Raw genomic sequence first — 23,128 nt, forward strand, 5'->3', positions numbered from 1 at the left:
ACCCGCGGCACGGGAGGGCATGTGATGGCCGATCTCAGATCAAGCTTCGCGGGGATCGCTTCGCCCAATCCGTTCTGGCTGGCTTCGGCGCCGCCCACGGACAAGGCGTACAACGTGGTGCGGGCGTTCCGGGCCGGCTGGGGCGGGGTGGTGTGGAAGACGCTCGGCGAGGATCCGCCGATCGTGAACGTCAGCAGCCGCTACGGCGGCGTCAGCTACAACGGCGTGCGCATGGCCGGGTTCAACAACATCGAGCTGATCACCGACCGGCCGCTGCAGGTGAATCTCGACGAGATCAGGCAGGTCAAGCGCGACTGGCCGGATCGCGCGGTGGTGGTCAGCCTGATGGTGCCGTGCACCGAGGAAAGCTGGCAGCGCATCCTGGCGCGGGTGGAAGAGACGGGCTGCGACGGGGTGGAGCTGAATTTCGGCTGCCCGCATGGCATGTCGGAACGCAACATGGGTGCCGCCGTCGGGCAGGTTCCCGACTATGTGGAAATGGTCACGCGCTGGTGCAAGCAGCACACGCGCATGCCGGTGATCGTGAAGCTGACGCCGAATGTGACAAATATCCTGGCGTCGGCCGAAGCGGCGCGGCGGGGCGGGGCGGATGCGGTGTCGCTGATCAACACCGTGCAGTCGATCGTCTCCGTCGACCTCGACCTGATGGCGCCGAATCCTGTGGTGGACGGGCAGGGCACGCATGGCGGCTATTGCGGTCCGGCGGTGAAGCCGATCGCGCTGCGCATGGTCGCCGATATTGCCCGCGACAGTCCGGGGCTGCCGATCTCCGGCATCGGCGGCATCTCGACGTGGCGCGATGCGGCGGAGTTCATCGCGCTGGGGGCGGGCAATGTGCAGGTGTGTACGGCGGCGATGCATCATGGCTTCAGGATCGTCGACGACATGATCGACGGCCTCGTCAACTGGATGGATGCCAAGGGTTACGCGGCGACCACGCAGTTCCAGGGACGCGCGGTGCGCAACTATGTGCACTGGAGCGACCTGAACCTGAATTATCGCACCGTCGCGCGCATCGACCAGGATCTGTGCATTCGCTGCGGCCTCTGCCATGTCGGCTGCGAGGACACATCGCACCAGGCAATCGCGGCGTTGCGGATCGACGGGCAGCGGCGCTACGAGGTCATCGACGCGGACTGCGTCGGCTGCAATCTGTGCGCGCTCGCCTGCCCGGTGGATGGCTGCATCACCATGGTGCGCCAGGATGTGGGCGTTCCCGCGCTGACCTGGGACCGGCATCCGAACAACCCGATGCGCAAGGAGGCCGCCGAATGAGTGGACCTGCCGCGAACCTCGCCATCGACGGCGATCGGCTGTGGGGCACGATCATGGAGACGGCGCGGATCGGCGCCACGCCGAAGGGCGGCATCTGCCGGCTGACGCTGACCGATCTCGACCGGCAGGTGCGCGACTGGTTCCGCGCCGCCTGCACGGCCGCCGGCTGCACGGTGACGGTGGATGCGATGGGCAACATCTTCGCCCGCCGCGCCGGGCGCGACAACAGCCTGAAGCCGATCGCCATCGGCAGCCATCTGGATACCCAGCCGACCGGCGGGAAATATGACGGCATCGTCGGCGTGCTCGCCGGGCTGGAGGTGCTGCGCACGCTGAACGATCATGGCGTGGAGACCAACGCGCCGATCGAGGTGATCGACTGGACCAACGAGGAGGGTTCGCGCTTCGCGCCGGCGATGCTGTCGTCGGGCGTGTTCGCCGGGGTGTTCGACACGGCATACGCCTACGCGCGGCAGGATCGCGACGGGCAGGGGTTCGGCGAGGCGCTCGACCGCATCGGCTACAAGGGCGACCGGCCCTGTGGCGGGCATGCGCTGGGTGCGCATATCGAGCTGCATATCGAGCAGGGCCCGATCCTGGAGGCGGAAGGCAAGACGATCGGCGTGGTGACGGGCGTGCAGGGCATGCGGTGGTACGAGGTGACGCTGACCGGGGCGGAGAGCCATGCCGGCTCCACTCCGATGCCGTTGCGGCGCGACGCTCTGCTGGGGGCGGCGCACATGATCGCCGCGGTGAACCAGGTCGCGCTGGCGCATGCGCCGGATGCGGTGGCGACCGTGGGCCTGATCGAGAGCCGGCCGAACAGCCGCAATGTCGTGCCGGGATCGGTGTTCTTCACCATCGACTTGCGCCATCCCGACGATGGCGTCCTGGCGCGGATGGAGGCGGAGACGGACCGGGCGCTGCGCGCCATTGCCGGCGCGGCGGGGCTTGGAATCGCGATGGAGCGCGTGTGGGATTCGCCGGCGGTGCGCTTCGATGCCGACTGCGTGGCGGCGGTGCAGCGCGCGGCCGATGCGGCGGGGCATGCGAGCCGGCGGATCGTCTCCGGCGCCGGGCACGATTCCGCCTATATCGCCCGTGTGGCGCCGACGACGATGATCTTCGTGCCGTGCGAGAAAGGGCTGAGCCACAACGAGGCCGAGCACGCGGAGAAATCCGATGTGGTGGCCGGTGCGGACGTGCTGCTGCGCGCCGTGCTCGACATCGACCAGCGCTTCGCCGAACGCGCCGTCCGTGCCGGCTGACATCGTGGTCGAGGCCCACGGCCTCGGCGTGACGTTCGAGGCGGATGGGCAGCGCACCGTTGCGCTTACCGATGTCTCCCTGGCCATCCGCGCCGGCGAGTTCGTTTCGCTGATCGGGCCTTCCGGTTGCGGCAAGACCACGTTGCTGCGGCTGATCGCCGATCTGGAGCAGCCCGGCGCCGGCCGGCTGCTGGTCAATGGCACCACGCCCGAGCAGGCGCGCTTGCAGCTTGCCTATGGCTACGTGTTCCAGGCGCCGGCGCTGTATCCCTGGCGCAACGTGACGCGCAACGTGACGCTGCCGCTGGAAGTGATGGGCATGGACCGCGCGCAGCGGCAGGCACGGGCGGCGCGGGTGCTCGACCTGGTGGGCCTGACCGAGTTCCGGCGGCGCTTTCCCTGGCAGCTTTCGGGGGGCATGCAGCAGCGCGTGTCGATCGCGCGGGCGTTGAGCTTCGAGCCGGGACTGCTGCTGATGGACGAGCCGTTCGGCGCGCTGGACGAGATCACCCGCGACGGGCTGACGCTGCACCTGCATGCGCTGTGGCGCCGCACCGGCCTGACCGCCGTGTTCGTGACCCATTCGATTCCCGAGGCGGTCTACCTGTCCACGCGCATCGTGGTGATGTCGCCGCGGCCGGGGCGCGTGGTGGAGGTGATCGACTGCGACCTGCCGGCCGAGCGCACGCTGGATCTGCGCGACACGCCGGCGTTCATTGCCGTGGCGCACCGGGTGCGCGAGGCGCTGCGGGCCGGGCACAGCTATGACTAGGGTGCTGCCGCTGGCCTGCGTGCTCGCCTGCGTACTGTTGATCTGGATGGCGGCTGTGGTGCCGATGAACTGGGACCAGGCGCAGGCGTTGGCCGATGATGGCGCACAGTGGCAGGACGTGGCCTGGGCGACGTTGTCGCTCGACCGGCCGCTGCTGCCGGCGCCGCATCAGGTGGCCGGCGAACTGATCGGCAGCATTGCCGGCTGGCCGGTGACGTCGCCGCGCAGCCTGGTGTTCCACGCCGTGGTGACGTTCGCGGCGGCGGTCGTGGGATTCGTGCTGGCGCTGGCGCTGGGTGTGGCGCTGGCGGTCGGGATCGTGCATGTGCGCACGCTCGATCGCGCGCTGATGCCCTGGGTGATCGCATCCCAGGCGGTGCCGGTGCTGGCGATCGCGCCGATGGTGGTGGTGGTGCTTGGCAATCTCGGGCTGACCGGGCTGCTGCCGAAGGCGCTGATCGCGGGATGGCTCAGCTTCTTTCCGATCACCACCGGCATGGTGAAGGGGCTGCGCTCGCCCGACCCGATGCAGCGCGACCTGATGCGCACCTACAGCGCCACGCCGCGGCAGGAGTTCGCCAAGCTGCGCTGGCCCGCTTCTATGCCGTTCCTGTTTCCCGGCTTGAAGGTGGCCGCACCGCTGGCGCTGGTGGGCGCGATCGTGGCGGAGTTGCCGACCGGGGCGCAGGCCGGGCTGGGGGCGCGGCTGCTGGCCGGCTCGTATTACGGACAGACGCTGCAGATCTGGGCGGCGCTGTTCATGGCGGCGGTGCTGGCGGTGCTGGCGGTGGCGGCGGTTGATCTGGCGCAGGCGGTGATGCTGAGCCGGCGGGGCGGGCGGCTGTGACGGTGCTGCTGCTCGCGGCGTCGCTGGCGGTCGGCGGCTCGGTGCTGGCATGGCTGGCGCGGTTCGATGGGCCGGTGTTCCGCGCGGCGACGCCGGTTGCGTTCGGGCTGCTGGTGCTGTGGCTGTGGCAGGTGGCGTGCACCGGCTTCGGCGTGCCGCGCGTGCTGCTGCCGGCGCCGCTCGAGATCGGCCGCGCGATCGCCACCCATCTGCCGCTGCTGGCCGCGGATTTCCAGCAGACGTTTCTGCGCGCGGTGATGCCCGGCTGGATCGTCGGCAACCTCGCGGGCCTGCTTGCGGCCATCGCCCTGGACGGGTCGGCGTTCCTGCGCCGCGGCGTGCTGCCGCTGGGCAGCCTGGTCAGCGCCATGCCCATCGTGGGCATCGCGCCGATCATGGTGATGTGGTTCGGCTTCGACTGGCAGTCCAAGGCCGCCGTGGTGGTGGTGATGACGTTCTTCCCCATGCTGGTGAACGCCGGTGCGGGCCTGGCGTCGGCAGGGGCGATGGAGCGCGACCTCATGCGCTCCTACGCGGCCGGCTATTGGCAGACCCTGGCGAAGCTGCGGCTGCCCGGGGCGCTGCCGTTCCTGTTCAACGCGCTGAAGCTGAATTCGACGCTGGCGCTGATCGGCGCCATCGTCGCCGAATTCTTCGGCACGCCGATCGTGGGCATGGGGTTCCGCATCTCCACCGAGGCGGCGCGCCTGAACCTCGATGTCGTCTGGGCGGAGATCTCGATGGCGGCGGCGGCGGGGACACTCAGCTTCGCCCTGCTGGCATTGCTGGAGCGGGCCGTGACATTCTGGCACCCGTCGTTCCGGTGAACGAATGGCGTTTGGCACAGGAGGGGGTGGGATGCGCAGGATCGTGATGGCAGCGGCGCTGGCGATAGGCATGACCGGGACGGCGAAGGCGGCCGATCCGCTGGCGCTGCAGTTGAAATGGGTCGCCCAGGCGCAGTTCGCCGGCTACTACGTCGCCGCGGCCAAGGGCTACTACAAGGCGGCGGGCCTCGACCTCACGATCAAGCCGGGCGGGCCGGACGTGAACCCGTCGCAGGTGATCGCCGGCGGTGGCGCGGATGTGGTGGTGGACTGGATGCCGTCGGCCCTGGCGGCGCGGGAGAAGGGCGTGCCGCTGGTCAATATCGCCCAGGTGTACGAGCGTTCGGGCCTGGAACTGACCTGCCGCAAGGACAGCGGCGTGCGCGCGCCGGCGGACTTCAAGGGCAAGACGCTGGGTGTGTGGTTCGCCGGCAACGAGTACCCGTTCCTGTCATGGATGGCCAAGCTGGGGCTGAAGACCGATGGCTCGCCCGACGGGGTGAAAGTGCTGAAGCAGGGCTTCAACGTCGATCCGCTGCTGCAGAAGCAGGCGGCCTGCATCTCCACCATGACCTACAACGAATACTGGCAGCTGATCGAGGCGGGGATGAAGCCCGATCAGCTGGTGGTGTTCAAATACGAGGACCAGGGCGTGGCGACGCTGGAGGACGGGCTCTACAGCACCGAGGCGAAGCTGAAAGACCCCGCCATGGTCGATCGCCTCGCGCGCTTCCTGAAGGCGTCGGTCCAGGGCTGGAAATACGCGACCGAGCACCAGGACGAGGCGGTGAAGATCGTGCTCGACAACGACACGGCGGGTGCGCAAACGGCGGGGCACCAGAAGCGCATGATGGCGGAAGTGGCCAAGCTGCTCGGGACCGGGCCGAAGGGGATGGGATACCTCGATCCGGCGGCCTATGAACGCACGGTGCAGGTGCTGATGTCCGGCGCATCCGACCCGGTGATCACGCGCAAGCCCGAGGGGGCGTGGACGCATGCGGTCTGGGACAAGGCGTTTGGGCCATAAGTGAAGGCCAGGGGCAACGCGCCAGGCCTTCATTCTTAGCACCTAACGAGTCTGGCCTTCCGCATAAGCCGCCAACACTGCCCTGAGGCGTTCGGCAAGGCCCGGGAGGGCCGCATCGAGCACCGGCAGTTCGGCGGCGGCGCGGGTGCGGATGGCGTCCGCCGCGGCTTCGGCCTCGGCGAGCGCTGCCGCTTCGTCGAATGCCAGGATTCGCCGGGCGCGCATCACCCAGGCGCCGTTCACCATCACGCTGTCGACGGCGTCCGGGCTGGCGGACTGGACCAGGGCGGCTTCGTTGTGCTGCATCGGCAGGGTCGCCGGCTGGTCGTGGCGCACCAGAACGAGGTCGGCGAGTTGCCCCGGCGCGATGGTGCCGAGGCGGCCGGTGAGGCCGAGCACGGGGGCGGCCTGCCGGGTCGCCATGGCCAGGATCTCGGAGGCGCGGGGCCAAGCCGTGTGGTCGGTGGTGGCGACGCGCGGCAGCATCATCGCCAGGCGCATGGCCTCGAACAGGTCGTGGCGGCCGCCGGTGTTGGCGGAGTCGGTGCCAAGGGCGATGTTGGCGCCGGCCGCACGCCATTGCGCCAGCGGCATCACGCCGCTGCCCAGCATCAGGTTGCTGGCGGGGTTGTGCACGATCGTGGCGCCGTGGCGGGCCAGGCGGTCGCGTTCGTCGGCGGTCAGCCAGATGCCGTGCGCGGCGGCGACATCGCCTTCCAGCAGGCCCTGGCGCTCGATCTCGCGGATCAGCCCGCCGCGCCATTTGCGCTGCCCGATCAGCGCCTGTGCGCGCGTTTCCATGAGATGCATGTGCACCGGCACGCCGTGGCGGTCGCGCAGTTCGCGCCAAAGGTCCCACGCCTCGGGCGAGCAGCGTTGCGGCGCGTTCGGGCCGAGCTGGACGGCGACGCGGCCGGAGCCGGCGCGCGCGGTCTGCACCAGTTCTGAGAAGCGGTCGGCATAGGCGTCGGCGTCGAGTGGGGGCGGGCCACCGAGGCGGTGCATGAGCGCCGGCGGCAGCTTGATGTCGAGCAGGTCGTAGTCGGACACGTCCTGCAGGAAGGCGGCATAGCCGACCCGCAGGCCGGAGCGCTCATGCGCGTCGAGCGCGGTCCGGCCGAGATGCACCATCGGCGTGTGGTCGATGACGCCGGTGATGCCGGCGCGGATGCGCTCGGCGGCGCCCAGCAGGATGGCGGCGCGGATGGCGCTGTCGTCGTAGCCACGGCCGTACAGCGTCGTGTAGAGCGCCCAGAGCTCCAGCGGCAGGCTGTTCTCGGTGCCGCGCAGCAGCGTGGCGTAGCCATGCGCGTGGGCATCGATCAGCCCGGGGATCAGCCAGCAGCCCGCGCCGCGAACGTGCTGGGCGGCACGACTGCGCAGTTGCGCGGCCTCGTCGTCGGTGAATGCGACGGCAGCGATGGTGGGGCCATCGATCAGCACGGCGCCGGGGCGGAATCCCTCGGCAGCGAGCACCAGCGCGCGGTCGATCAGGATTGTCTGGGTCATGCGTCCCTCTCGAGCTGGGCGAAACGCTCGGTGAGTTCGCTTACCACCATCGAGGTCGCCGGCGCGAGGGTGCGTAGCGACGGTGTGAACAGGCCGAGCCGGAGTTGTTCGAGGCGGGGCGAGGCCAGCGGAATCCAGACGAGGTCGCCGGCCGCGATCTCGCGCAGGAAGCCGAGGCGGGTGAAGAACGCCACTCCAAGCTCGGCGCGGATGATGTGGCGCAGCAGCTCGATGGAGTTGGAGACGAAGCGGGGCTGCATGGTGGCGCGGAAGGCCGCGAAGTCGTCGTCGATGAACGGCACCACCGGCAGCGTGCCGTGCTGCATCAGCACCGGCGTGTCCTCGAAGTCGCTGAAATCGAGCCGCTTGCGCCGGGCCAGCCGGTGCTGCGGCGACATCACCGCGCCCAGCGGCATGCGCACGCTGGTGACGAGCCGCACCGCGGGACTCGCCGGGGCAACGAAGGTGAGGCCGATATCGGCCTGGGCGGAGATGATCTCGTTGAACACCGCCGCCGGCGCCATGGCCAGCACCGAGAAGGTGATGGCGGGATAGCGGCGGCTGAAATCGTCCAGCACGCGCGGCAGGAAATCGACGAGCAGGCTGTCGAGGGCGACGATGCGGACATGACCGCTGCGGATGCCGCGCAGGCCGTCGATTTCGCCGAGCAGGCGGTCGTAGTCGGAGAGCGTGTCGCCGATATGGCGCAGCATCACCTCGCCGGCGGGCGTGGGGCGCATGCCGTCGGGCAGGCGGTCGAACAGCTTGACGCCAAGATCCTGCTCGACCTTCAGCAACTGGCGGTTGACCGCGGAGGGTGCGACGTTGAGCGCCTGCGCGGCCTTGCGGACCGAGCCGCGCAGGGCGATCTGCTTGAGGTAGCGCAGTGCGGCCGCGTGCAGGTTGGGGTGGCGCGCGGCCTCGCCCGCAAAAGCCGGCGGGGCAGGGCGCCGGCCGGGCACGGTCAGCCGCGCCTGTGGGCCACGACCGCAGGGTGGTCCTGGGTGGTCGTGTACTGCGGCGAGGCGCCGCCTGGCGCGCCCCAGCCGGTGACGGAGGGGCCGAAGAACTCGGCGTTGATGGCGATGAATTGCTTCAGGTCGGGCGGCACCAGCTGGTCGTCGTGGATCGCATCGACCGGGCAGAACGAGACGCACACGCCACAATCGATGCATTCGTCGGGGTGGATGTAGAGCATCCGCCCGCCGACATAGATGCAGTCCACCGGGCAGGCATGCACGCAGGCGCCGTCCTTGACGTCGATGCAGGCGCTGGTGATGACATGGGTCATCAGCTTCCCGTCCAGACCGGCGCGCGCTTCTCGCGGAACGCCGCGACGCCTTCCTCGCCGTCGCGCGAATCGAGGCAGGCCATCACCGCCGGCAGGCGCTGCGTCTGCGCTTCCTGCGCCGTGAGGTGCGCGGTCCGGCGCACCGACTGCTTGATCGCGCGCAACGACAGCGGCGCGCAGGCCAGAACCTCGGCGAGCCAGCGGTCCACCGCCGCATCGAGCCCGGCGCGCGGGATCACTTCGTTCACCAGGCCCATCGCTTGCGCCTCGGCGGCGCGCAGGCGGCGGCCGGTCAGCAGCATGCCCATGGCCTGGCGGAACGCCACCTGACGCTGCAGCAGCACCATGCCGCCATCCAGCGGAAGGCGGCCCACGCGCGGCTCCGGCAGCCCGAAGCTGGCTTCCTCGGCGGCGACGACGATGTCGCAGCCGAGCATCATCTCGAACCCGCCGCCCAGGGCGTGGCCGTTGACGCGGGCGATGACCGGGATATCCAGCGTGCTGCGCAGCGAGATGCCGCCGAAGCCGTTGGGGTTGCCGCCGGCCCAGTATTCCAGGCCGGATTTCGAGACATTCTTCATGTCCGCGCCGACGCAGAAGGCGCGCTCGCCGGCGCCGGTCAGAACCACGGCGCGAATGTCGGCATCCGTTTCCAGCTTGCGCCAGATCGCCTCCAGCGCGGTGTCGGTCGCGGCATCGACCGCGTTCAGCACCTCGGGCCGGTCGATGGTGACGCGGGCGACGTGGCCGTCGATCTCCAGGCGCACGCTCATGCCAGCACGCCTTCGGCCTTCAGGGCGGCGATGGCGGTGCCGTCGAAGCCGTGTTCCCTGAGGATGTCCTCGCCGTCTCCGCCCAGTTGCGGCGGCACATGGCGCAGCGCGAAGCCGTCGTCGGACATGTGCACGGGCGAGCCCACCATGCCGATCGTCTCGCCGGCCTCGGCGCGCAGCACCATGCCGTTGATGGCCGTCTGCGGATCGTCCAGCGCCTCACCGAGCTTGCGCACCGGGGCGCACAGCAGGTCCAGCGCCTCCAGCGCCGCGATCCACCGCGCGGTGGTGCCGGTGGCGACGCGGGCGCGCAGGATGGCGTGCAGCGCCTCCCGGTTCGCCACGCTGTGCTCGAACGAGCTGAAGCGGGGGTCCTGCGTGAGATCCTCCAGGCCGAGGGCCGTGCAGATGTCGCGCAGCGGATTGGCCTTGAACGCGCCGACGATGACCACGGCGCCGTCGGTCGTGTCGAACACCCCGGAGTAGGGCATCGCGCCCCAGCTGAAGTCGCGGTCGCGCATCAGCCACATCGAGGCTTCCTGTGTCTGCATCGCCAGCATGCTGTCGTACAGCGACACCGACACGATCTGGCCGCGCCCGCTCTGCTGGCGCTGCATCAGTGCCAGCAGGATTCCCTGCACCAGGTGCATGCCAGCGGCGTAGTCGGCCAGGGCGGTCGGATAGATCAGCGTCGGCTCCGAGGGATCGCATTTGCGCGCCATCACGCCGGTGATCGCCTGCGCCAGGATGTCCTGCCCGCCCTTGTGCGCATACGGCCCTTCGGTGCCGTAGCCGGTGCCGACAGCGTAGATGATGCGCGGATTGATCGCCGACAGCGCCTCGTAGCCCACGCCCATCCGCTCCATCACGCCGGGGCGGAAGTTGTTCACCACCACGTCGGCCGTGGCGACGAGCTTGTGGACGATCGCGAGGCCCGCCTTCGCCTTGAGGTCGAGCGCGATGCTGCGCTTGTTGCGGTTCAGGCTGCAGAACACCGGGTTCTGCAGGCCGGCGGGGTCGGGGATGGCGGAGCGCGACAGGTCGCCGGCGCCGGCGCGTTCGATCTTGATGACGTCGGCGCCGTAGTCGCCGAGCACCTGGGTGCAGCAAGGGCCAAGCATCACCTGGGTGAAGTCGATGACCTTGATGCCGGCGAGCGGCTGGCGGCTCATGCCTGCAGCTCCGCGACGCGGGCATTGGCCGAGGGCCGGTCGCCAGGGTCGGCTCCCTGGTCGCGCAGCCGCTTCTGCAAGGCCGCGACATCGACCTGCTTCACCGACACGCCGGCCTGCAGCGCCATCGCGGCGGCCAGGCCGGCGGCCTCGCCCATGGCCATGCAGGGCGGGATCTCGCGCGACATCTTCTGCGCCGCCGAGGTGGCGGAGTAGTGGCGGCCCGCCACCAGCAGCCCGTCCACGGCCTTCGGCAGCAGCGCGCGATACGGCGTGTAGTAGTCGCGGCCGCGGGCGATGCTGTCGGGGAAATGCAGCCGGTTGATCACGTCTTCCTTGGTCACGATGTATTCGCCCTCCAGCAGGCGGGTCTGGCGGATGCCGGTCTGCGGCGCGACATCCACGACAAAGCAGTTCTCGAAGCCCGGCAGATTCGCGCGGACATGGTCCACCAGGGCATGGATGCGCCGGCGGCCCTCGAACTCGGCGGCGGTGAGGTCCTCGACCTTGAGGCCGTCGAGCCCGGTCATGTGCGGGCAGTTGCACCAGACGATGCCGGGCAGCGGCGTCTTCAGCCACCAGTAGTCCCAGGAGCCGCCGATGATGCGCTTGGCCTCGCGGTCGATCGCGTGGAAGCGCTCGGGCGCCTCGAACTGGAAGCGCTCGGCCGCGTCGGTGTCCACGCCGCCCAGGCGGAAGACGGTGGTGACCATGTAGGCGCCGTGGATGAACGGCGCGCCGGCGCTGGCGGCGACGTCGAGGTCGCCGGTGGCGTCGATCACCACGCTGCCCATGATCGCCTGCCGCCCGGCCTTGGTCTCGACGACGACGCCGGTGGCGCGGCCGTCCTCGGTGACGGTGTGGGAGAACCAGCTGTGCAGGCGCAGCTCGATGCCGGCTTCCTGCACCATGGCATCGCTGGCGCGCTTCCAGCCGTCCGGGTCGAAGGCCACGGAGTAGCAGATGGGGTGCGGCTTGGTGTGGGTGTTGAAGTCGAACAGGCCCCAGCGCGACCATTTGCGGTACATGGCCGGATCGTGCCCGCGCTCCGCCTCGGGCGGATACACGGCCAGGCCGTAGCGGCCCATGCGCTCGACCAGCTCGGCGCAGATGCCGCGCACGGTGATCTCCGCGCCGTTGCACATGTCGTCGAGCACCAGGACCATGCCGCCGGAGGCGAGGCCGCCGAGATAGGGATAGCGCTCGACCAGCGTGACCGAGGCGCCGGCGCGGGCCGCGGACACGGCGGCGCTGAAGCCGGCCGGCCCGCCACCGACCACGACGACATCGGCGCGCGAAACCACCGGCACGGAGCGGGCCGGCTCCGCCTGCAGACGGGTTGGGTCGGACATTGTCATGGCTCCTTTGCCGCCGCGGACGGCGATGTCAGGGGGCGCCCTCCGGCTGCCAGCGCACGACGAAGCGCTCGATCAGCCGGATGGTCAGGAAGAACAGGATGGAGAAGAAGGACCCGCACAGCACGGTGGCGTAGAGCAGCGCAGAGTCGAAATTGTAGGTGGCCTGGATGATCAGCGCGCCGATGCCTTCCTGCGACCCGATCCACTCGCCGACGATGGCACCGACGACCGCGGTGCTGGCGGCGATCTTGAGCGCCGAGAACAGGAAGGGCAGGGAGGTCTGCAGCCGCAGCTTCATGAACACTTCCCATTTGGTGGCGGACAGCACGTGCATCAGCTCCATCGCCTGCGGGTTCACCGCCTCCAGGCCGCGCACCATGTTCACCAGCGTGGGGAAGAATACGATGATCCCGGCGATGGCGATCTTGGGCGAGAGCCCGTTGCCCATCAGCAGCACCAGGATCGGCGCCTTGGCCACCACCGGGATCGAGTTGATCAGCACGGCGATCGGAAAGAACGCCTCGTCCACCGCCTTGCGGTGGACGAACACGGTGGCCAGCGTGATGGCGGCGAAGTTGCCGAGCAGGAAGCCGCAGACCGCCTCGATGGCGGTGGGCCACAGGTTCTGCATCAGCATGCCGAACTTCTGGTAGAAGGTGATCGCGACCACCTCGGGCGAGGGAGCGATGAACGGGCGCACCTGGAAGACGGCGACCAGGGCCCACCAGACGAACAGCAGGGCCGCGCCGCCGAACAGCGGCATGATGCGGCGGCGCCAGCGCAGGCGCTGCTGCGCGGCCAGCCAGGCGGCGTCCATGGCGTCGGCGGTTGCCGCCGCGGAGGTGGCGGGCATGGTTGCCTGCAGGCTCATCAGCAGGTCTCCAGCAGCGCGCGCAGCCGCGCGGCGAGGGCCACGAATTCGGGCGACTCGCGCACCGCGAGCCGCCGCGGCTCCGGCAGCGACACCGCCACCAGCTCGCGCACGCGCCCTGGGCGGGCGGCCAGCATCAGCACCTTCTGGCCGAGAAAGGCGGCCTCGTAGATGCTGTGGGTGACGAAGATGATGGTGGTGCCCGTCTCCGCCCAGATCCGCAGCAGCTCCTCGTTGAGCCGGTCGCGGGTGATCTCGTCCAGCGCGCCGAACGGCTCGTCCATCAGCAGGAGTCTGGGGCCGCCGAGCAGGGCGCGGGCGATGGCGACGCGCTGGCGCATGCCGCCGGAGAGCTCATGCGGGAGCGCCTTCTCCCAGCCGGACAGGCCGACGAGATCGAGCAGGTCCTGCGGGCGCATCGCGCCGGCCGGCAGCTCGCGCCGCCCGCCCACTTCCAGCGGCAGGCGCACATTGTCGATTGCGTTGCGCCAGGGCAGCAGGGAGGCGTCCTGGAAGACGAAGCCGATGTCGCGGTTCTGCCGCGCCTGCGCCGGCGTGCGGCCCAGCACGCTGACGCTGCCGGCGCTCGGCTGCACGATGTCGGCGACGACGCGCAGCAGGGTGGACTTGCCGCAGCCGGAGGGGCCGAGCAGCGTGAGGAAGCTGCCGGACTCCAGCGACAGCGAAACCCCCTCCAGCGCGGTCACCGCCCGCCGCTCGCTCATGAACCGCACAGTCACGTCGCGGCAGTCCAGCGCCAGCGGCGCAGCGGTCACGCCGCCGGGGGGCGCGTCCTGCGCCATGTCCAGGGCCGCGGCCACTCAGCCGATCCGCGGCCGCACGTCTGCCGTTGCGTTGAGGATGTCCAGCGTCATCACCTCGTCCACCTTGGGAGTGCGCTTGGCGAACTGGCCGAGTTGGCTGTAGAGCGCGATCTGGTCCTGCCAGATCGCCGGGTCCATGGCGCCGTAGCCGTTCGCCATGGTGTTGGCGTTGAAGCAATGCGCGAGCATCACATCGACCGCCTCGCGCTCGTCCTTGGCGACCAGGTTGGGGAACTGCTTGATCAGCAGTTCCACGGCCTTGTCACGGTTGGCGTAGGTGTAGGCCCAGCCCCGGCCAGCGGCGCGCAGGAAGCGCACCAGCAGGTCCTTGCGCTGGGTCAGCGTGTCCGTGGTGGCGTAATAGGGGTTGGCATAGAGCCGCACACCGGCGTCCCACAGCTTGAGGTCCACGCGGTCGGCGCCGATCACCTTGAGCGCGGTGGTGTTGGTGAGCCACCCCGTGACGACATCGACCTGGCCGGTCATCAGCGGCGTCATCTCGGAGCCGATGATGACGATCTGCACGTCCTTCTGGTCGATGTTGTTCTTGGCCAGCAGGGCGCGCAGCAGGACCGCGCCGGTGGCCTGGATGCCGACCTTCTTGCCGCGGAAATCGGCGGGGGTGCGGACCGGGTTCTTCTTCAGGGAGAAGAACGCGTAGGGGTGCTGCTGGGCCGAGACTGCGAAGCAGCGGATCGGGATGTCCTGCGAGGCCGCCAGCATCAGCGACGGGCTGGAGGAGACCTGGCCGAGCTCGTAGCGGCCGGAGGCGACGATGGCGATGCCGTCATTGTTCGGGCCGCCGGCCTGGATCTTGCAGTCCAGGCCTTCCTGCTCGAAGTAGCCGAGCTGCTGCGCCACGGCCTCGCCGATCTGGTTGCCGCCGCCCAGCCAGCCGAGCTGCATGTTGACCGTGGTGGTGGCCGCGGCGGCGGTGTCGGAGAACGAGATCGCCGCTCCGCCGGCAAGGGCGGCGCCGGCTTTCAATAGGACGCGGCGGCCGAATTGCGTGCGTTCGTGTCCGGTTGTCGGCATCGCGCGTCTCCCCAACGGTCAGTTCAGGGACTTATGCACCGACGGGGGTGACACAAAAAGAGCAATTTTGTGATCGACCTGTTGCAATTTCGGCACCGGCCTCCATTCTGATCCGGCCGGATCGCATGCGGGACCCGCCGCGCGCCCCGGGATCAGGGCGCGCGTTCGGCGACCGTGTTGCGCAGCGTGCCGATTCCGTCGATCGCGACGTCCACCGTCATTCCCGGCCGCATCGGCAGCACCCCGACCGAGGTGCCGCAGGCGATCAGGTCGCCCGGCTCCAGCGTCATCTCGCGTGAGATCAGGCTGACGATGCGTGCCGGCGGCAGGATCATGTCGGAGGCGGGATAGTTCTGCCGCTCGCGCCCGTTGAGCAGGGTGCGGATGCGCAAGGCGGACCAGTCGAGGCCGGTGGCGATGGCCGGACCGCAGGGGCCGAACGTGTCGCAGCTCTTGGCCCGCGCCCATTGCGGGAAGGCCGGATCGGCATTGAGGATGTCGAGCGCGGTGACGTCGTTGACGCCGGTGTAGCCGAAGATGGCGGTTTCGGCCTCGGCCTGCGTGACGTTCCGGCATTGGCGCCCGATCACGATGCCCAGCTCGCCTTCGTAGGCGATCCTGCCCGCGTAACCGGCGGGCGGCGTGATCGCACCGCCAGGGGCGAGGATGCTGCCGGGCGCCTTGAGGAAGTACAGCGGCTCGGCAGGGATCGCAGCGCCGAGCTTCACGGCGAGTGCGTGGAAATTGTTCCACAACCCGATGAACTTGCCGGGACGGAGCGGTGCGAGCAGGCGGACCGCATCCAGCTGCACCACCTCGCCTGTCGGCGACGGGGCGGCCCAGGGATCGCCCGCATGCACCGCGATCCGACCCGTGGGCGCATCCAGCATGCCCACGTATTCGCCGTCGGCGCGCTCAAATCGGATCCATAAGGCCATTCGGGTCGGCTCCTGTTCGATGTTGTCTGTTCGGCGGAAGGCACGGATGATGCCACAGCTCCAGCGATCTGGCCCGCGCGTGGCGCCGCGCGGGCCTGCTGGGCGTGGTCGGCCGATCCTGTTAAGCAGTGCGCCCCCCAGAGAAAAGGAACGGGACCATGACTTCCGGTGAGAAGGCGGAACCCACGACGGTGGAACTGGACACGAGCGAGGTCGCGTTGATCATCGGCGAGGAGGACGGGTCGATGTCCGTGCGCGTCGTCGCCGGCAGTGAAGTGCCCGATGACGCCTCGGAGATTCCGGCGGCGCCTGAGATCGTGCTGGCGCTGGCCATGCGCCTGCTGCGCGACCCGGGCTTTCACGACGAGGTGCTGGACTGGTACTACGAGCACCAGGACGAAATGGACGACGAGGACGACGCTGGTTGACCCTGCCGTCCGGGCGGGCCTGGGCGTGCCGCGCCGGCCCATGCCGGGGATCTGATCGCGCCGTTTTCGTGCCCGCGGCCCGGCATCAGCCGGGATGGGCGGCCATCCACGCCTGCGCCGCCTGCGCGCCGTACGCCTCGACATCGAATGCGTCGTCGGGGCAGGCGGTGATGAACCGCTCGGGCATCTCGATCAGCGCCAGGTCAGGCGCCAGCCGCTCGATGAACCCAAGGTCGAGCGCGCTGGACCAGACGAAATGCACTTCGCGGAAGAACAGGGCCGCGAGGAAGGTGAGCAGCGAGCAGTCCGCCCGGTACTCGGAGAATGAGGAGCCGAACAGCACCACCCGTTCCGGCCGCTGCGCCGCCGAGTTGCGGTAGACGACGTGGCTGCCGATATGCAGCCCCATCTCGTTCTCCAGGCCGAGCCGTTCCTTCAGCATGACGATCGGGTTGGCATGGATGCGGGCCACGCTGTCGGGGACCACACGCCGGTCGAACATGTCCTCGGGCACGCCGTCATGGCCGTCGCCCCACAGGTCGCCGTGGTAGCACAGGCGCCTTGGCTGCAATTCAAGGAATGGTGCGTAATCGAGGTGGAGGCCGAGGGCCGGCGCTATCCATTGGAACGCGCACAGCGCCCCCAGCGCGGTCCAGTGGCTGTCGGTCCGGGGGTAGACGACATAGCCCTTGTCGCGTTGCAGCCGCAGGTAGTCGGCGGGATAGACCAGGGCCGGATGGGCCACGCGGTCGAGCAGCCTTTGCCCCGGGGCGACCGCGCCGGGACCTAACAGCCGGCGCAGGACCGCGTCGCCGTAGACGCTCAGTTTTTCCGGCGCCAGCAATTGGCACCAGGGTATGCCCAGGCGCCGGAAGAACGCATCGCGCGCAGCCAACCGGCGCCGCCAGGCGGGCACGTCCACGGACGCGTCGAACCCGTCTGAGTCATACAGGCGCAGCACCTCGTTGCTGCCGCCCACCAGGAACAGATGGTCGTCGTCAGAGCGGTGAACCCGTGCGGCCATCCCGTATTCCACCGCGCCGCCGCGCAACAGGCAATCAGCGGACAGGGATTCCATTTCAGTCGGCTGTGGCACCCATCTTGTCGGCCAGGGTGGGCATCCGGGCGGTGCGGCGCGGCGACAGGTAGCGCTGCAGGCGCTCGAGATACAGGTAGATCACCGGCGTCGTGTACAGCGTCAGCACCTGGCTCAGCAGCAGTCCGCCGACCATGGCGAAGCCGAGCGGGCGGCGCAATTCCGACCCCGCGCCGTGCCCGATCATCAGCGGCAGGCCGCTGAACAGGGCCGCCATGGTGGTCATCATGATCGGCCGGAAGCGCAGCAGGCAGGCCTGGCGGATGGCGTTGAACGGGGTTTCGCCGTCGCGCCGTTCCGCATTCACGGCGAAGTCCACCATCATGATGCCGTTCTTCTTCACGATGCCGATCAGCAGGATCACGCCGATCAGCGCGATCACCGACAGGTCGTAGCCGAACGCCATCAGCATCAGCAGCGCACCCACGCCGGCGGAGGGCAGGGTGGACAGGATGGTCAGCGGCAGGATGTAGCTTTCATAGAGGATGCCCAAAATGATGTAGACGGTGATCAGCGCCGCCGCGATGAGATAGGGCTGGCTGGACAGCGACGACTGGAACGCCTGCGCGGTGCCCTGGAAGGTTCCCTGCAGCGTCACCGGCGTGCCGAGGACGCGCATCGCACGGTTCACGGCGTCCACCGCCTGGCCGAGCGCGACGCCCTGGGCCAGGTTGAACGACAGCGTCACCGCCGGGAACTGGCTCTGGTGGCTGATCGACAGCGGCGCGACCTTGGTGGTGTCGACCTTCACGAAGGTCGACAGCGGCACGGCCTGGCCGGTGCTGGATTTCACGTACAGCTTGTCGAGCACCGACAGGTCGCCCTGCATCTCCGGCAGCACTTCCAGGATCAGCTTGTAGGTGTTCACCTGGGTGAAATATTGCGTGACCTGGCGCTGGCCGAGCGCATCGTACAGCGTGTCGTCGATCACCTGCGGCTGGATGCCGAAGCGCGCCGCGGCGTCGCGGTCGATGGTGATGGAGGCGGTGGTGCCGCCGTTCTGCTGGTCGGTGGCGAGGTCGCGCAGCTCCGGCAGGGTGCGCAGCTTGTTGAGCACCTTCGGCGCCCATGCGTACAGCTCGCCCACATCCGCGTCCTGCAGCGTGTACTGGTATTGGGTCTTGGAAATGCGGCCGCCCACGCGCACGTCCTGGCCGGCCTGCAGGAACAGCTGCGCGCCTTCCACCTTGGCCAGTTCTGGCCGCAGCCGCGCGATGATCTCCTGGGCCGAGGCATGGCGCTCCGCGAACGGCTTCAGCGCGACGAAGAAGCGGCCGTTGTTGCCGGTCTGGCCGCCGACGCCGGCGCCGACAGTCGACGAATAGGCGGCGATGTCGGGGTCGCGCAGCAGCACTTCGCCCAGGGCAAGCTGCCGGCGGACCATTTCCTTGAACGAGATGTCTTCCGCGCCCTGCGAGATCCCCAGCAGGATGCCGTTGTCCTGCTCGGGGAAGAACCCCTTGGGGATGACGACGTACAGATAGACCGTGACCGACACGGTCGCCAGGAACACCATCAGCGTGACGAACTGGAAGCGCAACGCGATATCCAGCGTCCGCCGGTAGCCGGCGAGCATCCCGTCGAAGAACTTCTCGATGATGCGATACAGCAGGCCATGCGTACCGTGCTCGTGGCGCAGGAAGCGCGAGCACATCATCGGCGTCAGCGTCAGCGACACCACCGCCGACACCACCACGGCGACCGACACGGTCATGGCGAATTCGCGGAACAGCCGCCCGACGATGCCGCCCATCAGCAGCAGCGGGATGAACACGGCGATCAGCGAGGCGCTGATCGACACGATGGTGAAGCCGATTTCGCCGGCGCCTTTGATGGCGGCGTCCATTGGTCGCTCGCCGTCCTCGATGTGGCGGAAGATGTTCTCCAGCATGACGATGGCGTCGTCCACCACGAAGCCGACCGCGATGGTCAGCGCCATCAGCGACAGGTTGTCGAGGCTGAAGTTCAGCAGGTACATCACCGCGAACGTGCCGATCAGGGCGATCGGCACCGTCACGCTGGGGATGATGGTGGCCCACAGGTTGCGCAGGAACAGGAAGATCACCATCACGACCAGCGCGACCGTCAGGATCAGCGTGAACTGCACGTCCTCCACCGAGGCGCGGATGGTCTGGGTGCGGTCCATCACCTCGGTCACGTGAACCGAGGGCGGGATCGCCGCGGTCAGCCGCGGCAGCTGCGCCTTGATGGCGTCGACGGTTTCGATGATGTTGGCGTCGGGCTGCTTGAAGATGATGAGCTGCACGCCGCGCTTGCCGTTCTGGTGGCCGGCGACCAGCAGGTTGTCGGCGGCGTCCACCGCCTGGCCGATGTCGCGCACGCGAATCGGCGCGCCGTTGCGATAGGCGATGACGAGGTTGTTGTACTCGGCGGCCTTGGTCAGCTGGTCGTTCGCATAGATGGTGAAGCTGCGCCGCTCGCCGTTGATTGTGCCCTTCGGGCTGTTCACGGTGGCGGTCTGCAATGTCTGCCGCGCGTCCTCCATGGTCAGGCCCATGGCGGCCAGCCGGGCGGGGTCCACCTGCACGCGCACTGCGCGCTTCTGCTCGCCGCCGATGAACACCTGCGAGACGCCGTCGATCTGCGAGATCTGCTGGGCCAGGATGTTGTCGGCGTAGTCGTCCGCTTCGATCAGCGGCATCTCGTCGGACTGCACCGCCAGGATCAGGATCGGGCTGTCGGACGGGTTCACCTTGTAATAGGTGGGCGGGCTGGGCAGGTTGCGCGGCAACTGGCCGGTGGCGGCGGTGATCTGCGACTGGATGTCCAGCGCCGCGGCGTCGATTCCGCGGTTGAGGTCGAACTGCACGGTGATCGAGGTCTGGCCGAGCACGCTGACGGAGGTCATCTGCGCCACGCCCGCGATCTGCGCGAATTGGCGTTCCAGCGGCTGGGCCACCGCGGTGGCCATGGTCTCCGGGCTGGCGCCGGGGAACTTCGCCTGCACCTGGATCGTCGGGAACTCGACGCGCGGCAACGGCGCCACCGGCAGCAGCGGGTAGGCGGCGACACCGACCAGAACGATCGCGGCCATCAGCAGCGAGGTTCCGATCGGGCGGCGGATGAACGGGGTCGAGATGCTCATGAGCCGGATCGCCTGCTTCTTCTGTCGTTCAGCTGTTGGAGTTGGCCTGGGCCACGACGATGCGTGACCCGTTCTGCAGCCGCGACTGGCCGTTCACCACGATCTGCGCGCCTTCCTCGAGGCCCTTGGTGACCACCACGACCTGCCCGTCGTCCTGCCCGATTTCCACCGGCTGCATCGCCACGGTCGAGTCGGGCTTGACCAGATAGACGAACAATCCGCCCGGTCCCCGCTGCACCCCCACCGAGGCGACCGCCAGTGCGCCCCGCAGCGTTTCGAGCTGCAGCCGCACATTGACGAACTGGCCGGGCCACAGCTTGTTGTCGGCGTTCGGGAATACGGCCTTCAACTTGATCGTGCCGGTGGTCGCGTCGATCATGTTGTCGGTGGTCAGCAGTTCGCCCTGCCCCAGCATCGTCTTGTCGTCGGCGGTGTAGGCGTAGGCCGGCAGCTTTCCCTTCGCCATGGCCGCCTGGATCTTCGGCAGCGCGTCCTGCGGCAAGGTGAACGTGACCGCGATCGGGTGGATCTGGGCGATCGTGACGATGCCCACGCCGGACGTGTCGGCGAAGCGGATGACGTTGCCGGGATCGAGCAGGCGCAGCCCGACCCGGCCATCGATCGGCGACGTGATGTTGGTGTAGTCGAGATTGACCTTGGCCGCGGCGATGGCCGCGTCGTCCGCCTTCACCTGCGCTTCCAGCTGCGCAACCTTGGCGACACCCGTGTCCACTGTCTGCTGCGACGCGAACTGGCTGCGCGCCAGCTCGGACGACCGCTTCAGGTCGAGCCGCGCATTGAGCAGCGTCGCCTCGTCGGAGGCCTTCTTGGCCACCGCCTGGTCGTAGACGGCCTGATAGGGGCGGGGATCGATCTGCGCGATCGGGTCGCCGCGTTTCACGTCCTGGCCCTCCTGGAAGAACACCTTCTCCAGCGTGCCGTCGACGCGGGCGCGGATCAGCACCGACTGGAACGCCTGAACCGCGCCGATATTGCGCAGCAGGACCGGCACGTCACGCCGCATGACGGGTGCGACGGAGACCGGAACGCCGGTCGGCGCAGGCGGCGCCGCCGCGGGGGCGGCCGTCTGGGCGATGGCGGACCCGGCCACGAGCAGCAGCATGCCCAACGACAGGACGCTGCCGAGGGCGCTGCGGGTCCGCGTGGAGGGAAGCGAAAGGGCGGACGCAGGAGGGGGGGCGATTGACGTCATGCGATCCTTGCGGTTCTGGCCATGCTACGCTTCGGGGCGGTTTTGTTGCGACTCTCGACAGGCGACGCCGACTCTGCCCGGGCACGGCCAGGACAAATCATTCGAAGCGAGATCATTTTCATCCAACACCCGGCCGGACGCCAGTGCGCAGTTCGACCGTAGGCCAGCGCATCTATACTGGCCGGATGCCCGGCCCGGGATGAAATTCCAGCAATTCCCGGGCCATCAAGGCCGGGCCGGCAGGGCCGTCAATCCGGCGGCAGGCCGAGCGCGTCCCGGAATCTGTTGGTCAGGCGGGCGCCGTCGCGCGGCGGCAGGTGGCGTGCCACCTCCTCGGGGGCGATCCGGATGACGGCGAACAACGCCTCCCGCCGCAGCCGGGGCCGCAAGGCCTCGACTCCGGGCATGTCCGTGACCGTGCAACTGGCAGCCCAGCCGCAGGCGGATGCCACCGCGGCAAGGTCGGTGCCCAGCGCGGAATGGCTGCGCTGCTGCCCGGTCTCGGCGAACCGGCCGTTGTCCATCACCGCGATCGCCAGGTTGGCCGGCTTCAGCGCGCCGATGGTGGCCAGCGACCCCAGCCCCATGAGCATCTCGCCGTCGCCAGTCAGCACCAGCACCCGCCGCTGCGGCTGCGCCAGGGCGATGCCCAGCCCGACCATCGCGGCGCCGCCCATGGCGCCCCACAGGTAGAAATTCAGCGGGCGGTCGCCGGCGGCGCCGGCATCGAAGGTGGTCGAGCCAAGCCCGGTCACCACCAGCAGCTCGCCGCCGGGCGTGTCATGCGGGTCGCGCAGCAGGGATGCCACCACGGCGCGCCGATCATCGAGAGCGTTCACGACAGATTGGGTCATTTCACGAATACCTTGGCGCCGATCAGCCGCTGCGAGAACAGCACGGCCACCGGGACGGCGCTGTCGAAAGCCAGGGCCGCGCTGGCGGCGACCATGTCCACCACCTCGCTTGCATGATCGGCCCGGCGCACATGCACGCCGGCGGCGGTGAGGACCGGCGCCGTGGCGCTGCCCATGGGCACCTGCCACGGATTGAACTCGCCCCACTCGCCGCGCATGGTCACCAGCGTCAGGAACGGCATCCGGCAGTTCAGCGGCAGCGACAGCATGTTGATGCAGTTGCCCACGCCGGAGGACTGCATCAGCAGCACCGCGCGCTGCCCGCCCAGATGGGCGCCGGCGGCGAGCGCGATCCCTTCCTCCTCGGTGGTCAGCACCACCGCGTGCATGTCCGGGTCGGCATGCGCCCGTTCGATCAGGCGGATGTGGCCGGCGTCGGGCACGTAACCCAGCTGGCGCACGCCGGCCCGCTTCAAGGCGGCGTACACGCCGTCCTGCCAGGTCTCTGTCGTCATTGCGTCTCCTCCATTCCAACAATGTTGCGCCGATCGGCACAGGGCCGCAATGAGCCCCGGCTTGCACGCGTGCGGGGCCCGGCCTAATCCAGCCGCGTCCCTTCCGTC

The 23,128-nt window shown here is 69.0% G+C and carries 22 protein-coding genes; 7 read left to right on the forward strand and 15 right to left on the reverse strand.

The window, feature by feature from the left end; genetic code table 11:
• The first annotated feature begins 24 nt into the window (after positions 1-24).
• From preA to OL599_RS15970, 6 genes are read left to right on the forward strand one after another with little or no spacing between them, the layout of a single operon-like run.
• Complete coding sequence (gene preA, locus OL599_RS15945) at positions 25-1,296, forward strand: NAD-dependent dihydropyrimidine dehydrogenase subunit PreA (protein WP_264714815.1); 1,272 nt, start codon at positions 25-27, stop codon at positions 1,294-1,296.
• Positions 1,293-2,564 (forward strand): Zn-dependent hydrolase, encoded by a 1,272-nt coding sequence (locus tag OL599_RS15950; RefSeq protein WP_264714816.1) that lies wholly within the window; start codon positions 1,293-1,295, stop codon positions 2,562-2,564. Before preA ends, OL599_RS15950 begins: the two co-directional genes overlap by 4 nt.
• Positions 2,554-3,336: an ABC transporter ATP-binding protein gene (locus OL599_RS15955; protein ID WP_408886944.1), complete on the forward strand. Its 783-nt coding sequence runs from the start codon at positions 2,554-2,556 to the stop codon at positions 3,334-3,336. Before OL599_RS15950 ends, OL599_RS15955 begins: the two co-directional genes overlap by 11 nt.
• On the forward strand, positions 3,329-4,183 hold the full coding sequence (locus OL599_RS15960) for an ABC transporter permease (protein WP_264714817.1): 855 nt from the start codon (positions 3,329-3,331) through the stop codon (positions 4,181-4,183). The genes OL599_RS15955 and OL599_RS15960 overlap by 8 nt, the downstream gene beginning before the upstream one ends.
• Positions 4,180-5,010, forward strand: a complete 831-nt coding sequence (locus OL599_RS15965) for an ABC transporter permease (protein ID WP_347403214.1) — start codon at positions 4,180-4,182, stop codon at positions 5,008-5,010. Before OL599_RS15960 ends, OL599_RS15965 begins: the two co-directional genes overlap by 4 nt.
• Before the next feature lie 31 nt (positions 5,011-5,041).
• Complete coding sequence (locus tag OL599_RS15970) at positions 5,042-6,037, forward strand: ABC transporter substrate-binding protein (RefSeq protein ID WP_264714818.1); 996 nt, start codon at positions 5,042-5,044, stop codon at positions 6,035-6,037.
• Positions 6,038-6,079: 42 nt separating this feature from the next.
• Here the strand turns inward: OL599_RS15970 and OL599_RS15975 are convergent, their stop codons facing one another.
• The 10 genes from OL599_RS15975 to OL599_RS16020 all read right to left on the reverse strand — a co-directional run bounded on the left by OL599_RS15975 (position 6,080) and on the right by OL599_RS16020 (position 15,808).
• Positions 6,080-7,546: an amidohydrolase family protein gene (locus tag OL599_RS15975; protein ID WP_264714820.1), complete on the reverse strand. Its 1,467-nt coding sequence runs from the start codon at positions 7,544-7,546 to the stop codon at positions 6,080-6,082.
• Positions 7,543-8,508: a LysR family transcriptional regulator gene (locus OL599_RS15980; protein ID WP_264714822.1), complete on the reverse strand. Its 966-nt coding sequence runs from the start codon at positions 8,506-8,508 to the stop codon at positions 7,543-7,545. Before OL599_RS15980 ends, OL599_RS15975 begins: the two co-directional genes overlap by 4 nt.
• A gap of 2 nt (positions 8,509-8,510) precedes the next feature.
• Positions 8,511-8,837, reverse strand: coding sequence for a ferredoxin (fdxA, locus tag OL599_RS15985; RefSeq protein WP_264714824.1), 327 nt, complete (start codon positions 8,835-8,837; stop codon positions 8,511-8,513).
• Positions 8,837-9,610, reverse strand: coding sequence for an enoyl-CoA hydratase-related protein (locus OL599_RS15990; RefSeq protein WP_264714825.1), 774 nt, complete (start codon positions 9,608-9,610; stop codon positions 8,837-8,839). The genes fdxA and OL599_RS15990 overlap by 1 nt, the downstream gene beginning before the upstream one ends.
• Positions 9,607-10,782, reverse strand: a complete 1,176-nt coding sequence (locus OL599_RS15995; RefSeq protein WP_264714826.1) for a CaiB/BaiF CoA transferase family protein — start codon at positions 10,780-10,782, stop codon at positions 9,607-9,609. Before OL599_RS15995 ends, OL599_RS15990 begins: the two co-directional genes overlap by 4 nt.
• Positions 10,779-12,134 carry an FAD-dependent oxidoreductase gene (locus OL599_RS16000; protein ID WP_264714827.1) on the reverse strand — a complete coding sequence of 452 codons (1,356 nt, stop codon included), beginning with the start codon at positions 12,132-12,134 and terminating at the stop codon, positions 10,779-10,781. Before OL599_RS16000 ends, OL599_RS15995 begins: the two co-directional genes overlap by 4 nt.
• 34 nt (positions 12,135-12,168) lie before the next feature.
• Positions 12,169-13,011: an ABC transporter permease gene (locus OL599_RS16005; RefSeq protein WP_264714828.1), complete on the reverse strand. Its 843-nt coding sequence runs from the start codon at positions 13,009-13,011 to the stop codon at positions 12,169-12,171.
• Positions 13,011-13,832, reverse strand: a complete 822-nt coding sequence (locus OL599_RS16010; protein WP_264714829.1) for an ABC transporter ATP-binding protein — start codon at positions 13,830-13,832, stop codon at positions 13,011-13,013. Before OL599_RS16010 ends, OL599_RS16005 begins: the two co-directional genes overlap by 1 nt.
• Complete coding sequence (locus tag OL599_RS16015) at positions 13,833-14,870, reverse strand: ABC transporter substrate-binding protein (RefSeq protein WP_264714830.1); 1,038 nt, start codon at positions 14,868-14,870, stop codon at positions 13,833-13,835.
• A gap of 152 nt (positions 14,871-15,022) precedes the next feature.
• Positions 15,023-15,808 carry a fumarylacetoacetate hydrolase family protein gene (locus OL599_RS16020; protein ID WP_264714831.1) on the reverse strand — a complete coding sequence of 262 codons (786 nt, stop codon included), beginning with the start codon at positions 15,806-15,808 and terminating at the stop codon, positions 15,023-15,025.
• Between the two features lie 158 nt (positions 15,809-15,966).
• Here OL599_RS16020 and OL599_RS16025 point away from each other — a divergent pair, with 158 nt between their 5' ends.
• Entirely contained in the window at positions 15,967-16,236 is a 270-nt protein-coding gene (locus OL599_RS16025) for a hypothetical protein (protein WP_264714832.1), read from the forward strand.
• Between the two features lie 85 nt (positions 16,237-16,321).
• Here the strand turns inward: OL599_RS16025 and OL599_RS16030 are convergent, their stop codons facing one another.
• From OL599_RS16030 to OL599_RS16050, 5 genes are all read right to left on the reverse strand, one after another.
• Entirely contained in the window at positions 16,322-17,314 is a 993-nt protein-coding gene (locus tag OL599_RS16030; protein WP_264714833.1) for a hypothetical protein, read from the reverse strand.
• A gap of 1 nt (position 17,315) precedes the next feature.
• On the reverse strand, positions 17,316-20,438 hold the full coding sequence (locus OL599_RS16035) for a multidrug efflux RND transporter permease subunit (RefSeq protein ID WP_264714834.1): 3,123 nt from the start codon (positions 20,436-20,438) through the stop codon (positions 17,316-17,318).
• Positions 20,439-20,466: 28 nt separating this feature from the next.
• Positions 20,467-21,651 carry an efflux RND transporter periplasmic adaptor subunit gene (locus tag OL599_RS16040; RefSeq protein WP_264714835.1) on the reverse strand — a complete coding sequence of 395 codons (1,185 nt, stop codon included), beginning with the start codon at positions 21,649-21,651 and terminating at the stop codon, positions 20,467-20,469.
• Positions 21,652-21,899: 248 nt separating this feature from the next.
• Positions 21,900-22,490 (reverse strand): thiamine pyrophosphate-dependent enzyme, encoded by a 591-nt coding sequence (locus OL599_RS16045; protein ID WP_264714836.1) that lies wholly within the window; start codon positions 22,488-22,490, stop codon positions 21,900-21,902.
• Between the two features lie 11 nt (positions 22,491-22,501).
• A complete protein-coding gene (locus OL599_RS16050; RefSeq protein WP_264714837.1) occupies positions 22,502-23,020 on the reverse strand; it encodes a thiamine pyrophosphate-binding protein in 519 nt (172 codons plus the stop codon).
• Positions 23,021-23,128: the final 108 nt, after the last annotated feature.

Source organism: Limobrevibacterium gyesilva (assembly GCF_025989185.1).
GTDB classification, from domain to species: domain Bacteria; phylum Pseudomonadota; class Alphaproteobacteria; order Acetobacterales; family Acetobacteraceae; genus Limobrevibacterium; species Limobrevibacterium gyesilva.

Bases quoted from the DNA above. Each gene is read 5' to 3' on its own strand.
- OL599_RS16035 (WP_264714834.1), bottom strand. From the start codon at position 20,438: ATGAGCATCTCGACCCCGTTCATCCGCCGCCCGATCGGAACCTCGCTG.
- OL599_RS16030 (WP_264714833.1), bottom strand. From the start codon at position 17,314: ATGGAATCCCTGTCCGCTGATTGCCTGTTGCGCGGCGGCGCGGTGGAA.
- OL599_RS16040 (WP_264714835.1), bottom strand. From the start codon at position 21,651: ATGACGTCAATCGCCCCCCCTCCTGCGTCCGCCCTTTCGCTTCCCTCC.
- OL599_RS16000 (WP_264714827.1), bottom strand. From the start codon at position 12,134: ATGTCCGACCCAACCCGTCTGCAGGCGGAGCCGGCCCGCTCCGTGCCG.
- OL599_RS16025 (WP_264714832.1), top strand. From the start codon at position 15,967: ATGACTTCCGGTGAGAAGGCGGAACCCACGACGGTGGAACTGGACACG.
- OL599_RS15995 (WP_264714826.1), bottom strand. From the start codon at position 10,782: ATGAGCCGCCAGCCGCTCGCCGGCATCAAGGTCATCGACTTCACCCAG.
- OL599_RS15960 (WP_264714817.1), top strand. From the start codon at position 3,329: ATGACTAGGGTGCTGCCGCTGGCCTGCGTGCTCGCCTGCGTACTGTTG.
- OL599_RS16050 (WP_264714837.1), bottom strand. From the start codon at position 23,020: ATGACGACAGAGACCTGGCAGGACGGCGTGTACGCCGCCTTGAAGCGG.
- OL599_RS15970 (WP_264714818.1), top strand. From the start codon at position 5,042: ATGCGCAGGATCGTGATGGCAGCGGCGCTGGCGATAGGCATGACCGGG.
- fdxA (WP_264714824.1), bottom strand. From the start codon at position 8,837: ATGACCCATGTCATCACCAGCGCCTGCATCGACGTCAAGGACGGCGCC.
- OL599_RS16015 (WP_264714830.1), bottom strand. From the start codon at position 14,870: ATGCCGACAACCGGACACGAACGCACGCAATTCGGCCGCCGCGTCCTA.
- preA (WP_264714815.1), top strand. From the start codon at position 25: ATGGCCGATCTCAGATCAAGCTTCGCGGGGATCGCTTCGCCCAATCCG.
- OL599_RS15990 (WP_264714825.1), bottom strand. From the start codon at position 9,610: ATGAGCGTGCGCCTGGAGATCGACGGCCACGTCGCCCGCGTCACCATC.
- OL599_RS15975 (WP_264714820.1), bottom strand. From the start codon at position 7,546: ATGACCCAGACAATCCTGATCGACCGCGCGCTGGTGCTCGCTGCCGAG.
- OL599_RS15950 (WP_264714816.1), top strand. From the start codon at position 1,293: ATGAGTGGACCTGCCGCGAACCTCGCCATCGACGGCGATCGGCTGTGG.
- OL599_RS16020 (WP_264714831.1), bottom strand. From the start codon at position 15,808: ATGGCCTTATGGATCCGATTTGAGCGCGCCGACGGCGAATACGTGGGC.
- OL599_RS16005 (WP_264714828.1), bottom strand. From the start codon at position 13,011: ATGAGCCTGCAGGCAACCATGCCCGCCACCTCCGCGGCGGCAACCGCC.